Genomic DNA, 13,485 nt, shown 5'->3' on the forward strand with positions numbered 1-13,485 from the left:
ACCGTGGACTTCCAGCTCTCGGACGACCAGCGGGCCCTGCGGTCCGGCATGCGCGACCTGCTCGGCGCGGTGTTCGACCGGGACCGGCTGCGGGCGGCGGTGGACCGGGGCGGGGCCCTGGACCGGACGCTGTGGCGGGAACTGGGCGCGGCCGGGTTCTTCGCGCTCCGGCTGCCGGAGGAGGCGGGCGGGGTGGGCCTCGGGCTGCCCGAGGCGGTGCTGCTCTTCGAGGAGGCGGGCCGGGCGCTGCTCCCGGGCCCGCTGGTCGCCACGCACCTCGCGGCCGGCCCGGTGAAGGGCGCGGCCGAGGGCGAGGCGGTGGTGACGGCGGTGGACGGGCGGCTGCCGGTGGCGCACCTGGCGGCGGCGGACGCGGTGCTGGTGGGTACCGACGCCCTCGCCGGGGAGCCGCTCACCGGGGAGGCGCTGCGGGACTTCGTGGCCGCCGCCCGGCCCGTACGGTCGACGGACCCGCTCACACCGCTGCACCGGGCGCCGACGGACGCGGAACGTGCCCCGGCAGCGACGGAGCGCACACCGGCGCACGCCGGGCGGTTCCGCATCGAGGCCGCGCTGCTCACCGCCGCCGAACAGCTCGGCAGCGCCGCCCGGACCACCGAGGCGGCCGTTCAACACGCCGGGGACCGCGAGCAGTTCGGATCGCCCATCGGATCGTTCCAGGCGGTCAAACATCTCTGCGCCGACATGCTCGCCCGCACCGAACCGGCCCGCGCCGCCGTGTACGCGGCCGCCCTGACCGGCGATCCGGTGGAGATCGCGGCGGCCAAACTGCTCGCCGACGAGGCCGCCGTACGCAACGCCCGCGACTGCCTCCAGATCCACGGCGGCATGGGCTTCACCTGGGAGGCAGATGTTCACCTCCACCTGAAACGGGCCTGGCTCCGGGCCGCCTCCTGGCTCACCGGGGCCGAGGCGGAGGAGCTGCTGGCCGCCGCTCTGGGGGCCGCGCGGCCGCTTCCCGGCAGCTCGGCGGCGTACGGCCCGGAGGCCCCGGAAGCAGGGGGCGGAGGGTGACGCAACGCATCCGTGCCGCGCCGATACCGGCTTGTGTCCTTTGCGTGATTCGTCACCGGGTGGAGTCGGGGCCCGGCTCGGGTACGCTCCGTGGGATGCGAGTGGTTCTGGAACCGGGCGATCCGGGGGCGGCCTGTGCGGCGGCTCCGGTCCGGGGCGAGGGCGCTCGCCGGAGATGTGCCGGGCCTGCCCGAAGAGCGTTTCTCGCAGTCTCTGCGCGCTCCTGTTCGACTCCCCGCAGCGTGCGTCGCACAGTATGCACCACGCGTACTCCTTCGCGCTGGAATATGCCCGAAGCGCTTGTTGCGGTGACTGTACGTCAACCATGCTGTCGCGTAAGGGAATCACGTTCCGTGACCCTGAGGAGGCGCGAGGCGATGTGTCCGCCGGTTCGGATGGTGTGAGCGGTGCAGGTGCTTCAGGTTCAGCTGGAGGTCGGTCCGGATCCCGCGGAGGTGGGGCGGGCCCGTAGGTGGGCGCGGTCGCGTCTGGTCGGATCCGGGATAGGGGATGACGAGCCGCTCGCCGAGACGCTCATCCTGCTGATCTCGGAGCTGGTCACCAACGCCGTCGTCCACACGGGCTGTCCCGCCGTGCTGCGGATGCTCTTCGGCGGGGGCGGGTCCTCCGGTGCGGCCGGGACCGTCCGGGTCGAGGTCGCCGACGCCAGCGACCGCCCGCCGCTCCAGCGGCACGCGGAGGGCGAGGACACCAACGGCCGGGGCCTGGAGCTGGTGGACGGCCTCGCGGACCGCTGGGGCTGGCTGCCGGAGGGCGCCGGGAAGCAGATCTGGTGCGAGGTCGACCGGAGCGGTCCGGTGCGGGGCGCGGAGCCGCCCGCGGTGGTCCTCCGGGGCGGCGGCGAGGTGTGCGAACCGCCCTCGTGCGTCTTCACCGACCACCTGGGCTGAGACCCGCCTGGCCTGAACCGCTCGTCGTTCCCCTCTACAGGACCGCGACCGGGGCGACCGGCGACCCGGTGGCCCCGGCGAACGGCTCCGGTGCGGCGGTGAGGAGGAAGGCGTACCGGCCCTCCTCCGCACACGCTGTGGACAGCGCCTCCAGGTTCCAGTTCTGGCCCTGGAGCAGGCCCATCTCGACCAGATGCAGCGCGTGCACCGGCAGCCACAGGTCCTCGATCTCCGGCGGGAAGATCTCGAAGGTCAGGGTGTCGTTGGCGACCGCCGCCACGTCCCGGGCGTGGAACCACTCGGGCGTGCGCACCGAGAGCCCCGGCGACGGGTAGCCGTACGCGTTCCGGTCCCCGGCCAGCGCGAGCTGCACCTGCCCCGTCCGTACGAGCACGATGTCCCCGGCCCGTACGGTCACGCCGCCGAACTCCTCCGCCGCCGCCAGGTCCTGTGGCGTCACGGCGTGATCGCCCGGCAGCCGGTCCACGCCCCGGGCGCGGGCCACGTCCAGCAGCACGCCGCGCGAGACGAGGTGCTCCACGGCGGCGATGGAGGAGAACCGGGCCCCGCCGTGGGCGGTGACCGTGTCCGCCGGGCGGCCGTTGTAGATCTTCCCGCTGTGCGAGACGTGGGGCAGCGCGTCCCAGTGGGTGGCCGCCTGGAGCCCCATCGTGACGGCGTCGTCGCTGGTGGCGACCGTACCGGGGCCGAAGAGCTCCTGGTTGATCTGGACCATCGTGTGCAGCGGATTGATCCGGCCCGGGATGAGCCCGCTCTGCACCCCGTCCTGCCGGAGCGGCAGCGCGAGCGGTATCCGGCGGCCGGTGCGGACGGCTCCGACGGCCTCCCGTACGACGGCGTCGGTGATCAGGTTCAGCGTGCCGAGTTCGTCGGCCTCTCCCCAGCGGCCCCAGTTGTTGACGCGCTTGGCGATCTCGTGGAACGCGGCCGGCAGGGACATGGGGACCTCCTGGGTCTTGTGCCGGGGTATCCGACTGCCCGTAAAATCTAACGGTCCGTCAGAAACCGCGGGAAGGGGCCGGGCATGGGGAACTTCTTGGCAGGCAGGGTGGTCGCCGTGACCGGGGCCGGCCGGGGTATCGGGCGGGCGGTCGCGCTCGCCGCGGCGGCGGAGGGGGCGCGGGTCGTCGTCAACGACTACGGCGTCTCCGTCGAGGGCTCCGAACCCACCAGCGAGATCGCCCGGTCCGTCGTCAAGGAGATCGAGGCGGCGGGCGGCGAGGCGGTCGCGGTGGCCGACGACATCTCCACGATGGCGGGCGGGCAACGGATCGTGGACACCGCGCTGGCGGAGTACGGGCGGCTCGACGGGGTGGTCTGCGTGGCCGGGATCCTCCGTGAGCGGATGCTGTTCAACATGTCGGAGGAGGAGTGGGACCCGGTCCTCGCGACGCACTTGAAAGGGACGTTCACGGTGTTCCGGGCCGCGTCGGCGGTGATGCGGAAGCAGGAGGGCGGCGGCACGCTGATCGGCTTCACCAGCGGCAACCACCAGGGCAGCGTCTCGCAGGCCAACTACAGCGCGGCGAAGGGCGGAATCATCTCGCTGGTCCGCAGCGCGGCGCTCGGCCTGCACAAGTACGGCGTCACGGCCAACGCGGTCGCGCCCGTCGCCCGGACCCGGATGTCGGCCGGTGTGCCGATGGAGCTGAAGGAGATCGGGGAGCCGGAGGACGTGGCGGCGCTGGTCGTCTATCTGCTGAGCGAGCGGGCGCGGGCGGAGGGGATCACCGGGCAGGTCTACACGATCGCGGGCCCGAAGATCGCGGTCTGGGCCCAGCCGAGGGAGCTGCGGGCGGGGTACGCGGAGGGGGCGGCCTGGACCCCGGAACGGATCGCGGACTTCCTGCCGGGGACGGTGGGGGTGGATCCGATGCCGATGCTGGCGCGGGTGGCGGAGATGGCGGCAGCGGCGAAGTCGGGGACCCGGCCGAACCGGTGACCGCCTTCGGGGGCTCTGCCCCCGAACCCCCGCTCCTCAATCGCCGGAGGGGCTCAATACGGGGCTCCGCCCCGGACCCCGGTCCTCAAACGCCGGACGGGCTGGAGATGCGGACCGGGGTGATTCAAGCCCCTCCGGCGATTGAGGAGCGGGGGTCTGGGGGCGGAGCCCCCGGGAGAACAGGAGGCAGCATGGACTTCCGTACCGAGGCGCGCGCATGGCTGGCGGGCCGCCTCGCCGACACCCCCGCCCCCCACCCCCGCGCGTGGGAACGCGAGCTGGGGAAGGCCGGCTGGATCGGGATCGGCTGGCCCGGCGCCGACGGCGAGACGTACGGCAACCGCCGCGCCACCCTCCCCGAACAGGTCGTCTGGGCCGAGGAGTACGCCCGCTCCGGAGCCCCCGCCCGGATGGGCCACATCGGCGAGAACCTCCTCGCGCCGACCCTCATCACCTACGGCACCGAGGAGCAGAAGCACCGCCATCTGCCCCCCGTCGCCCGGGGCGAGACCCTCTGGTGCCAGGGGTACAGCGAACCCGGCGCGGGCTCCGACCTCGCCGGGATACGGACCACGGCCACCCCGGACGGCACCGGCGGCTACGCCGTGACCGGGCAGAAGATCTGGACCTCGCTCGCCCTGGACGCCGACTGGTGCTTCGTCCTCGCCCGGACCGACCCCGGCTCCACCCGCCACCACGGGCTGTCGTTCCTGCTGGTGGAGATGGACCAGCCCGGGCGGATCGAGGTGCGGCCGATCCGGCAGCTGACCGGCACCAGCGAGTTCAACGAGGTCTTCCTCGACGGGGCGCGGGCCACCGAGGCCGTCGGCGGCGAGGGCAACGGCTGGCAGGTCGCCATGGGCCTCCTCGCCCTGGAGCGCGGGGTCTCCACCCTCGCCCAGCAGGTCGGGTTCGCCGCGGAGCTGGAGCAGGTGGTCGCCGCCGCCGTGGCGAGCGGGGCCGCGGACGACCCGGTCATCAAGGCCAGGATCGTCCGCCAGTGGGCCGAGCTGGACACCATGCGCCGCCACGCCCTGCGCACCCTCGGCACCACCGGCGACCCGGGCGCGCCCAGCGTGGCGAAGCTGCTGTGGGGCGGCTGGCACCAGCGGCTGGGGGAGCTGGCGGTGGAGGTCGCGGGCGAGGCGGGGGCCGTCGGCCCGGAGCCGTGGACGACGCGGAGACCGTACGAACTCCACCCCGCACAGCACCTGTTCCTCTTCAGCCGGGCCGACACCATCTACGGCGGCTCCGACGAGATCCAGCGGAACATCATCGCCGAGCGGGTGCTCGGCCTACCGAGGGAGCCGAGATGAGAGGCGTCGTCTTCGACGGCACACGGACCGAGGTCGTCGACGACCTGGAGATACGCGACCCGGGCCCCGGCGAGGTGCTGGTGGCGGTCGCCGCCGCCGGACTCTGCCACAGCGATCTGTCGGTGATCGACGGCACGATCCCCTTCCCGGTCCCCGTCGTGCTCGGCCACGAGGGCGCGGGCGTGGTGGAGGCGGTCGGGCCGGGCGTCGGCCACGTACGGCCCGGTGATCACGTCGCGCTCTCCACCCTCGCCAACTGCGGGGCCTGCGCCCAGTGCGACCGGGGCAGGCCGACCATGTGCCGCAAGGCGATCGGGCGGCCCGGCCGGCCGTTCTCGCGGGGCGGGAAGCCGGTGTTCCAGTTCGCCTCCAACTCCGCTTTCGCCGAACGTACGGTGGTGCGCGCCGTCCAGGCCGTCAGGATCCCGGCCGACCTGCCCCTCACCTCCGCCGCCCTGATCGGCTGCGGGGTGCTCACCGGTGTCGGCGCGGTCCTCAACCGGGCGAAGGTCGACCGGGGCGACAGCGTCGTGGTCATCGGCACCGGCGGCATCGGCCTCAACGTGCTCCAGGGGGCCCGGCTGGCCGGTGCGCTCACCGTCGTCGCCGTCGACAGCAACCCGGCGAAGGAGGCGGTGGCCCGGCAGTTCGGCGCCACGCACTTCCTGACGAGCACGGAGGGAGTGCGCGACATCCTCCCGGACGGCGCCGACCACGCCTTCGAGTGCGTCGGCCGCACCGAGCTGATCCGGCAGGCGATCGACCTCCTCGACCGGCACGGGCAGGCCGTGCTCCTGGGCGTACCGGCGGCGAGCGCCGAGGCGTCGTTCCTGGTCTCGTCGATGTATCTGGACAAGTCGATCCTCGGCTGCCGTTACGGCTCCGCGCGGCCGCAGCGCGACATCGCCCTGTACGCGGACCTCTACCGGGAGGGCCGGCTGCTGCTGGACGAGCTGGTGACGGAGACGTATCCGGTGGAGGACTTCGCCAAGGCGGCCGACGACGCGCACCACGGGCGGGTGGCCCGGGGGGTGCTGGTCTTCTGACCGGTCACGGGGTCAGCACGGCCGGGCCTCGGCGGCGGTCTTCAGTTCGGCGAGCCAGGCTTCGAGGCCCTGCTTCAGGATCGCGGTGGCGTAGGGGACGTTCGCGTCGACCTGTTCGCCGGTGTGGGTCTCCTCGGTACGGACGAGGACACCGCCCCGGACCCGGGTGAACGTCCACACGTGTACGCCGTCGATGTGCAGCCCCTCGCCGACGGCGGGGCCGGTCCAGCGGATGCAGGAGCCGTGCTTCAGCTGCCCGACGGTGGAGGTGATGTCCAGGCTGGTGGCGGGGGTCGCCGGGTTGGGCGGGACCGGGGTCGTCCACCGGAACGCCGAACCCGGGCGGAAGGGCCCGTGGTCGAGGCGGTCCATGCCCGTGACGTGGGTCTGCCAGTCCGGCCAGCGCTCCACCTCGGTCTGGAGCTTCCACACGGTGCTCAGCGGCGCGTCGATCACGGCCTCGGCCCGGGCGCGGACCAGGGCGTCGGGGTCGACGCCCTGGTCCCGGCAGGTGAGGGACGGGGCCGGGCGCGCGGTGGCGGCCTCGGCGGGCGCGGCGGCGGCGCCGAGGAGCCCGGCGGCGGCGAGCGGGAGAGCGAGCAGGGCAGCGGCGGCGGTGCGGGTCCGGGACATCAGGGCTCCAGTCGTTAGTTCCTCATGTGTTCGTTAGGAGTTGTAACTCCCGGTGGGCCGAAGGGTCAAGGGGTGGGCGGAAGGTTCCGTGATATCTTCTAACGGAAATTTGAGTAAGTAGCTGACGTGGTGACGGAAGGCGGCACCCCATGGCGAAGTCCGACGCCGCGACCCCCCGGGAGCGCTACCGCGCCCAGGTCCGCACGGAGATCAAGCAGCACGCGTGGGAGCAGATCGCCACGGCCGGTGCGTCCGCGCTCTCGCTCAACGCGATCGCCAAGCGGATGGGGGTCAGCGGGCCCGCGCTCTACCGCTACTACGCGGGCCGCGACGAACTGATCACCGAGCTGATCCGGGACGCGTACCGCAGCCTCGCCGACGCCGTCCACGCGGCGGCCGGCACCGGCGCCGACCTGGCCGGACTCGCGCACGTCCTGCGCGACTGGGCGCTGGCGGACCCGCAGCGGTACTTCCTCATCTACGGCACCCCCGTCCCCGGCTACCACGCGCCCGAGGAGATCACCGGCATCTCGCAGGAGATCATGGCCGACCTGCTGACCGCCTGCGCGGCCCTCGAACCGGACGCGCCCGCCACCCCGTTCGCCGCCCATCTGGCCGGCCACCGCGACTGGGCCGGTGACCACCCCGCCCCGCCCGAGGCCCTGCACCGGGCCCTCGCGTTCTGGACCCGGCTGCACGGCGTGCTGTCCCTGGAGCTGGCCGGTCACTTCACCGGCATGGGCTTCGACCCCGCCCAGCTCTTCCGGGCCGAACTGGACGACCTGGTGGCGCGGCGCGGCTGAGGCCCGGGCCTCGGGAGGGGCAATCAGGAAACGCTGTCCGCCGAGGACCGGAACGTACGCCGGTAGACCGTCGGCGGCACGCCCAGGGCCGCCTGGAGGTGCTGGCGCAGCGAGGTCGCCGTGCCGAAGCCCGCGTCCCGGGCCACCTGGTCGATCGACAGGTCCGTCGACTCCAGCAGATGGCGGGCCCGCTCCACCCGCTGCTGGGTGAGCCACTGGCCGGGGCTGATCCCGACCTCCTCGCGGAAGCGGCGCGTGAACGTCCGTACGCTCATCGCCTCCTGCTCCGCCATGTCCCGCAGCAGGATCGGCCGCTCCAGCCGGGCCAGCGCCCAGGACCGGGCGGCGGTCGTGGTCGCGAACTGCGGCTCGGGCACGGGGCGGTGGATGTACTGCGCCTGCCCGCCGTCCCGGTGCGGGGGCACGACCGTGCGGCGGGCGATCTCGTTCGCCACGGCCGCCCCGTGGTCGCGCCGCACCAGATGCAGGCAGAGGTCGATCCCGGCGGCGACCCCGGCGGAGGTGAGGACATCGCCGTCGTCGATGAACAGGACGTCCGGGTCGACGCGGACCTGCGGGAACGTCCGCTGGAAGTGGTCGGCGGAGGACCAGTGCGTGGTGGCGGGGCGGCCGTCGAGATAGCCGGCCGCCGCCAGGACGTAACTGCCGGTGCAGATGGAGACCATCCGGGTGCCGGGCCGGACCAGGGCGAGCGCGGCGGCCAGCTCCTCGGTGAGCCTGCCCTCCTCGAAGACCGGACCCAGCTCGTAGGAGGCGGGGACGACGACCGTGTCGGCGGTGGCGAGCGCCTCCGGGCCGTGCTCCACGAGGACGCAGAAGTCGGCGTCGGTCCGGACCGGGCCCGGCGGCCGGACCGAGCAGGTCACCACGTCGTACAGCTTCCGGCCCGTGCCGTCCGCATCCGTGCCGATGCTGCGGCCGAAGATCCGCTGCGGGATGCCCAGTTCGAAGGGGAGCAGCCCGTCGAGGGCCAGGACGACGACGCGGTGCGGCACGACGGCCTCCTCGAAGATCACAGGGGAATCCTGTAGCTGGTATAGACCACGAGCTGATACAGGTTACTGATGTGATGGAGAAGCCGACAGGGCGCGCGTCCATTCCCGACGCCGCGCGCGACACCCGTACGTCCCCGGTACCGAACCCGGACCGGCGCCCGAACCCGAGCCCGGCCCCGCTCGATGGCGGCGGACCGGGCGGACCGTCCGGGACCGGTCCGGGCGCCGGGCCCTCCTTCGGCTCCGCCCCCGGCCGCGCCGGGCTCTGGAACCGTAACTTCCGCTACTTCTTCGTGGCCCGTACGGTCGCGCTCTTCGGCGACGGCATGATCCCGGTGGCCCTGACCGCCGGACTGCTGGGCGCGGGACGGCCCGCCTCGTCGGTCGGCTTCGCGCTCGCCGCCTGGATGGGGCCGCTGGCGGTGTTCGTCCTGTTCGGCGGGGTGCTCGCCGACCGCTTCACCCCGCGCCGCATGATGATCATCGCCGATGCGCTGCGGCTGATCGGCGCCTCCGTGCTGGCCGTGACCTTCGCGACCGGCAACCCGCCGCTGTGGGCGGTGTACGTCCTCTGCTCGGTGGCCGGCGTCGGCGCGGCGCTCTTCCAGCCCGGGGTCGCCTCGACCGTGCCGCGCGTCTCCACCGACGTCCAGCGCGCCAACGCCGTCCTGCGGGTCGCCGAGGCGCTGATGACCATGGCCGGGCCCGCCTTCGCCGGGGCGCTCGTCGGCCTCGCCAGCGCCGGGGCCGTCTACGCGGCCAACGCGGCGACCTTCGCGGTCTCCGGCGCCTGCCTCTTCCTGATGCGGCTGGCCCCGGCCCCGCACGACGACGCGGTACGTGGCACGTTCGCCGCCGAACTGGTCGACGGCTGGCGGGAGTTCCGGGCCCGGTCCTGGCTGTGGGGCGTGATCGCGGTCTGGACGGTGTACGGCTTCGCGGTCCTCGGCCCGATGCTCCCGCTGACCGCCGTCCTGGTCACCGAGGCGCACGGCTCGGGGGCGTACGGAATGCTGATGGCGGTGAACGGGGCGGGCAGCGTCGTCGGCGGTCTCCTCGCCCTGCGGCTGCGCCCGTCGCATCCGCTGGCGGCGGGCGCGGTGGCGCTGCCGCTGGTGGCGGTGAGCCTGCTGGTGCTGGCGCTCGGGCTGCCGGTGCCGGTGCTGGCGGCGGGGCAGTTGCTCGCCGGCGGGGCGGCCGCGTTCTGGCTGGTGATGTGGTCCACGACGGTCCAGACGCATGTTCCGCCGGAGGCCCTGAACCGGCTGCACGCCTACGATGTGGCGGGCTCGCTCCTGATGGTCGCGGCGGGCCGCGCGCTGGCGGGCCCGGTGGCCGAGGCGGTCGGGGCGCCGGAACTGCTGGTGGCGGCGGCCGTGATCAACATGGGGGTGGTGGCGGTGCTGCTGGTGGCCCGGCCGATCCGGCGGCTCAAGCGGATCGGGCACATATGAGGCGCCCGACACGGTCACCCACGACGCCCGCGTCCCCGCCAACGCCCCTGCCGCGTACGGTCTCGGGCAGCCCGGCCACGGCCGGGACACCCCTGCCCCGCCCGCTCGTGGTCCGCGCCGTCGCGGCGTCGGCGGCCGTCGCCACCGTCGCCGCGGGTCTCGCCGTGCGCGCCGGGGCGGACGGCGCGTTCGCCAAGTACGCGGGGAGCGCGCTCTACACGGTGCTGCTCTGCGCCCTCGTCGCCTTCTGCGCGCCCCGCGCGCGCCCGGCCGTGGTGGCCGGCACGGCGCTGGTGGTGAGCTGGGCGGTGGAGTTCGCGCAGCTCACCGGCGTACCGGCGGAGCTGTCGGCACACAGCACGGCGGCCCGGCTGGTGCTCGGCTCGACCTTCAACGCGCCGGATCTGTTCTGGTACGCGGTGGGCGCGGCGGCGGCCTGGTCGGTCCACGCGGGGGCCACGAGGCTCCGCCGCTGACCGGCGGGCGTGGGGGCTGCCGGCCGCCCCCACGCCCGCCGTGGCCCGATCCCTGCGAACCATGTCTTTCCGGCCACTCGCAGGGAGAGTCGCAGGCCAAGAAGCTGGTCCACGTGACCGAGACCATCGAAAGCGCCGCTCAGGACGACCGGCGGCCGCCCCGCGAGGCGCGCCGCCGCCGCTTCCCCTTCTCCGTCCACCGGGCGTGGATCGTCGCCGCCGTCACCTTCGTGACGATCATCGGCGGCGCGGCCTTCAACTCGCTGCCCGGACTGCTCATCGAACCGCTCCACAGCGAGTTCGGCTGGTCGCGGGGCGAGATCGGGCTCGCGGTCTCCATCGACATGGCGCTGTACGGGCTGACCGCGCCGTTCGCCGCCGCGCTCATGGACCGCTTCGGCATCCGGCGGGTCGTGGCGGTCGCGCTGACCATGGTGGCGGCCGGGGCGATCGCCAGCGTCTGGATGACCGCCTCCTGGCAACTGATGATCTATTGGGGCCTGTTGGTCGGCCTCGGCACCGGTTCGATGGCGATGGCGTTCGCCGCGACCGTCACCAACCGCTGGTTCGTGGCCCGCCGTGGCCTGGTCACCGGCATCCTCACCGCGGCGGGCGCCTCCGGGCAGCTCGTCTTCCTGCCGCTCTGCGCCTGGATCGTCGACCGGCACGGCTGGCAGCCCGCGTCGGTCACCGTCGCGCTGGCCGCCCTGGTCGTCGTCCCGTTCGTCTGGCTCCTGATGCGCGACCACCCGGCCGATGTGGGGCTCGCCCCGTACGGCGGTACGTATGTCGCGAAGCCGGCCCCGGCCCGCGGCGCCGCGCGCCGGACGGTGCGGGTGCTGTTCGACGCGGCCCGCACCGGCCCGTTCTGGCTGCTCGCGGGCACCTTCGCGATCTGCGGGGCCTCCACCAACGGCCTGATCCGCACCCACTTCGTCCCCTTCGCCCACGACAACCACATGCCCATCACCGTGGCGGCCTCGCTGCTCGCGGTGATCGGGGTCTTCGACGTCATCGGCACGATCTTCTCCGGCTGGCTCACCGACCGCTTCGACGCCCGCAGGCTGCTCGCCGTCTACTACGCGCTGCGCGGGATCTCACTGCTGTTCCTGCCGCTGCTGATCGGCCCCGAGGTGCAGCCGCCGATGATCTTCTTCATCGTGTTCTACGGCCTCGACTGGGTCGCCACCGTCCCGCCGACGCTGGCCCTCTGCCGCGAGCAGTACGGCGAGGACAGCGCGATCGTCTTCGGCTGGGTGCTGGCCTCGCACCAGGTGGGCGCGGCGGTCGTGGCGTTCCTCGGCGGGGTCGCGCGGGACGTGTTCGGCAGCTACGACGTGGTCTGGTACGCGTCGGGGGCGCTGTGCGCGATGGCGGCGCTGATGTCGCTGGTGATCCGGCGGGTCCGGCAGTCGGAGGCCGGGCTCAGCGGCTGAACCGCCCGAACGCGCCCCGGTGGAACAGCAGGGGATCGCCCTCCGCCGTCGCCCCCAGCGCCTCCACCCGGCCGACCACGATGAGGTGGTCGCCGCCGGTGTGGACGGCGTGGATACGGCAGTCGATCCAGGCGGGTACGGAGTCGAGCAGCGGTGAACCGGTCGCCGGGGCGTCCTCGTAGGCCACGCCCGCGAACTTGTCGGCCCCGCTCACCGCGAACCCCCGGCACAGCGCGCCCTGTTCGGCCCCCAGGACGTTCACGCAGAACGTCCCGGCGCGGGCGATGCGCGGCCAGGTCGTCGACGTACGGGCGACCATGAAGGACACCAGCGGCGGGTCCAGTGAGAGCGAGGCGAAGGACTGGCAGGCGAAGCCCGTCGGGCCGGCCGCGTCGCGTGCGGTGATCACGGTGACGCCGCTGGCGAAGTGGCCCAGCACGCGCCGGAATTCGTCCGGTGCGACCGGCAGCCGCTCGTCGTCCCGGACCGCCCTCAGGTCCGGCCGGGGAAGCGCCTCGGCCGGTGTCTGCGGTGCGGCTGTCGTGGCGGCGCCGACGGACCTGAGGTACCGGACGGCGGTGGCGGCCATGCCTGCGTGTCCCATCACGCCGTCCATTAGAGCTGACGGATCGTCAGATGTGAAGTCGCTCGTGCGGGGCGGGCGTCAGGTTCCGGTGCGCTTGGCGTAGTGGCGCTGGGCCTTCGCGCGGTTGCCGCAGCCCGCCATGGAGCACCAGCGGCGCGTGCCGTTCTTGGAGACGTCGTAGAAGTGCAGGATGCACGCGTGGTTCGCGCAGGGGCGGATGCGGTCGGGCCGGTCCGCGATCAGGTGCAGCCAGTTGTCCGCCGCGTACCAGGCGGGGATCCAGGACGGGTCGTCCGTCTCCACCGCGGACTCCGGTGCTCCGTCGGGGCCCAGCGTGCGGCGGATGCGCCCGTGGGAGAGGACCTCGTTCAGGTGGGTGGCGTCCTCGGGGGTGGCTGGATCGTGGCGGGCCGTCGTGGTGACGAGTGCGTCGAGCGCCGCGCGGGTCAGGAGCAGGCGGTCCAGCGTGGTGCGGTCGGCGGGCGGGGCCGGAGCGGCTTCCGTGGGGCGGAGGTGTTCGCGTACCGGCGGGCTGTCCAGCCAGAGAGCCAGGCCGGCCACGGAGTCCAGCAGGTCGTGTCGGCCGTCGCCGTCGATCCAGCGGGTGTTGAGCAGGTCGAGGGCGAGCGGCTCGCCGGTCAGGGGGCGGGGGTCGGTCCCGGAGGGGTGTGGCACGGGTGGGCTCCTTCCGTGGGCGAGGGTGGCTGATCCTTCGATCGTAACCAGTCAAGTGAAGATTACCGGTTGACGTTCGCCGCCCTAACCATCAAAATCGATATCAACGGTTGCGGGATCGCCTCGTGGCTCTGA

Annotated in this window: 14 protein-coding genes; 9 read left to right on the forward strand and 5 right to left on the reverse strand. The window is 73.5% G+C overall.

Translation table 11 applies throughout. From position 1 onward, the window contains the following. The first annotated feature begins 3 nt into the window (after positions 1 to 3). Both KV381_RS21725 and KV381_RS21730 read left to right on the forward strand, forming a co-directional pair. Positions 4 to 1,035, forward strand: a complete 1,032-nt coding sequence (locus KV381_RS21725; protein WP_218786039.1) for an acyl-CoA dehydrogenase family protein — start codon at positions 4 to 6, stop codon at positions 1,033 to 1,035. Between the two features lie 407 nt (positions 1,036 to 1,442). Beyond that, on the forward strand, positions 1,443 to 1,946 hold the full coding sequence (locus tag KV381_RS21730) for an ATP-binding protein (RefSeq protein WP_218786040.1): 504 nt from the start codon (positions 1,443 to 1,445) through the stop codon (positions 1,944 to 1,946). A gap of 34 nt (positions 1,947 to 1,980) precedes the next feature. Here the strand turns inward: KV381_RS21730 and KV381_RS21735 are convergent, their stop codons facing one another. After that, the gene (locus KV381_RS21735; protein ID WP_218786041.1) at positions 1,981 to 2,907 is read right to left on the reverse strand and encodes a cyclase family protein; all 927 of its coding nucleotides are present in this window, start codon (positions 2,905 to 2,907) and stop codon (positions 1,981 to 1,983) included. 84 nt (positions 2,908 to 2,991) lie between these two features. Between KV381_RS21735 and KV381_RS21740 the strand changes: the two genes are divergently transcribed. From KV381_RS21740 to KV381_RS21750, 3 genes are all read left to right on the forward strand, one after another. After that, positions 2,992 to 3,909, forward strand: coding sequence for an SDR family oxidoreductase (locus KV381_RS21740; protein ID WP_030083286.1), 918 nt, complete (start codon positions 2,992 to 2,994; stop codon positions 3,907 to 3,909). A 191-nt stretch (positions 3,910 to 4,100) separates the two neighbouring features. Further along, positions 4,101 to 5,225: an acyl-CoA dehydrogenase family protein gene (locus KV381_RS21745; RefSeq protein WP_218786042.1), complete on the forward strand. Its 1,125-nt coding sequence runs from the start codon at positions 4,101 to 4,103 to the stop codon at positions 5,223 to 5,225. Continuing rightward, complete coding sequence (locus KV381_RS21750) at positions 5,222 to 6,271, forward strand: Zn-dependent alcohol dehydrogenase (protein WP_030083290.1); 1,050 nt, start codon at positions 5,222 to 5,224, stop codon at positions 6,269 to 6,271. The genes KV381_RS21745 and KV381_RS21750 overlap by 4 nt, the downstream gene beginning before the upstream one ends. A gap of 12 nt (positions 6,272 to 6,283) precedes the next feature. On the opposite strand, the gene KV381_RS21755 is transcribed toward KV381_RS21750, so the two are convergent. Further along, on the reverse strand, positions 6,284 to 6,904 hold the full coding sequence (locus KV381_RS21755; protein WP_030628378.1) for an SRPBCC family protein: 621 nt from the start codon (positions 6,902 to 6,904) through the stop codon (positions 6,284 to 6,286). 149 nt (positions 6,905 to 7,053) lie between these two features. Here KV381_RS21755 and KV381_RS21760 point away from each other — a divergent pair, with 149 nt between their 5' ends. Further along, positions 7,054 to 7,707, forward strand: a complete 654-nt coding sequence (locus KV381_RS21760; RefSeq protein ID WP_030628381.1) for a TetR/AcrR family transcriptional regulator — start codon at positions 7,054 to 7,056, stop codon at positions 7,705 to 7,707. Between the two features lie 23 nt (positions 7,708 to 7,730). Here KV381_RS21760 and KV381_RS21765 read toward each other — a convergent pair whose 3' ends face one another. Further along, positions 7,731 to 8,723: a GlxA family transcriptional regulator gene (locus KV381_RS21765; RefSeq protein WP_030083296.1), complete on the reverse strand. Its 993-nt coding sequence runs from the start codon at positions 8,721 to 8,723 to the stop codon at positions 7,731 to 7,733. Positions 8,724 to 8,797: 74 nt separating this feature from the next. Here KV381_RS21765 and KV381_RS21770 point away from each other — a divergent pair, with 74 nt between their 5' ends. From KV381_RS21770 to KV381_RS21780, 3 genes are all read left to right on the forward strand, one after another. Beyond that, a complete protein-coding gene (locus KV381_RS21770) occupies positions 8,798 to 10,177 on the forward strand; it encodes an MFS transporter (protein ID WP_030083298.1) in 1,380 nt (459 codons plus the stop codon). Then, positions 10,174 to 10,653 (forward strand): DUF2809 domain-containing protein, encoded by a 480-nt coding sequence (locus KV381_RS21775; protein ID WP_256995136.1) that lies wholly within the window; start codon positions 10,174 to 10,176, stop codon positions 10,651 to 10,653. The genes KV381_RS21770 and KV381_RS21775 overlap by 4 nt, the downstream gene beginning before the upstream one ends. A 113-nt stretch (positions 10,654 to 10,766) precedes the next feature. Beyond that, on the forward strand, positions 10,767 to 12,089 hold the full coding sequence (locus tag KV381_RS21780) for an MFS transporter (protein ID WP_218786043.1): 1,323 nt from the start codon (positions 10,767 to 10,769) through the stop codon (positions 12,087 to 12,089). On the opposite strand, the gene KV381_RS21785 is transcribed toward KV381_RS21780, so the two are convergent. Then, positions 12,079 to 12,678 (reverse strand): flavin reductase family protein, encoded by a 600-nt coding sequence (locus KV381_RS21785; RefSeq protein ID WP_218787278.1) that lies wholly within the window; start codon positions 12,676 to 12,678, stop codon positions 12,079 to 12,081. The genes KV381_RS21780 and KV381_RS21785 overlap by 11 nt on opposite strands. A 75-nt stretch (positions 12,679 to 12,753) precedes the next feature. Then, positions 12,754 to 13,350, reverse strand: coding sequence for a CGNR zinc finger domain-containing protein (locus KV381_RS21790; protein ID WP_218786044.1), 597 nt, complete (start codon positions 13,348 to 13,350; stop codon positions 12,754 to 12,756). Positions 13,351 to 13,485 lie beyond the last annotated feature (135 nt).

The organism is Streptomyces sp. WY228, from assembly GCF_019287315.1.
In the GTDB taxonomy this organism is placed as follows: domain Bacteria; phylum Actinomycetota; class Actinomycetes; order Streptomycetales; family Streptomycetaceae; genus Streptomyces; species Streptomyces caviscabies.

Coding starts and splice junctions, on each gene's coding strand:
- KV381_RS21735 (WP_218786041.1), bottom strand. CDS start 2,907: ATGTCCCTGCCGGCCGCGTTCCACGAGATCGCCAAGCGCGTCAACAAC.
- KV381_RS21740 (WP_030083286.1), top strand. CDS start 2,992: ATGGGGAACTTCTTGGCAGGCAGGGTGGTCGCCGTGACCGGGGCCGGC.
- KV381_RS21745 (WP_218786042.1), top strand. CDS start 4,101: ATGGACTTCCGTACCGAGGCGCGCGCATGGCTGGCGGGCCGCCTCGCC.
- KV381_RS21750 (WP_030083290.1), top strand. CDS start 5,222: ATGAGAGGCGTCGTCTTCGACGGCACACGGACCGAGGTCGTCGACGAC.
- KV381_RS21755 (WP_030628378.1), bottom strand. CDS start 6,904: ATGTCCCGGACCCGCACCGCCGCCGCTGCCCTGCTCGCTCTCCCGCTC.
- KV381_RS21760 (WP_030628381.1), top strand. CDS start 7,054: ATGGCGAAGTCCGACGCCGCGACCCCCCGGGAGCGCTACCGCGCCCAG.
- KV381_RS21770 (WP_030083298.1), top strand. CDS start 8,798: ATGGAGAAGCCGACAGGGCGCGCGTCCATTCCCGACGCCGCGCGCGAC.
- KV381_RS21775 (WP_256995136.1), top strand. CDS start 10,174: ATGAGGCGCCCGACACGGTCACCCACGACGCCCGCGTCCCCGCCAACG.
- KV381_RS21785 (WP_218787278.1), bottom strand. CDS start 12,678: ATGGCCGCCACCGCCGTCCGGTACCTCAGGTCCGTCGGCGCCGCCACG.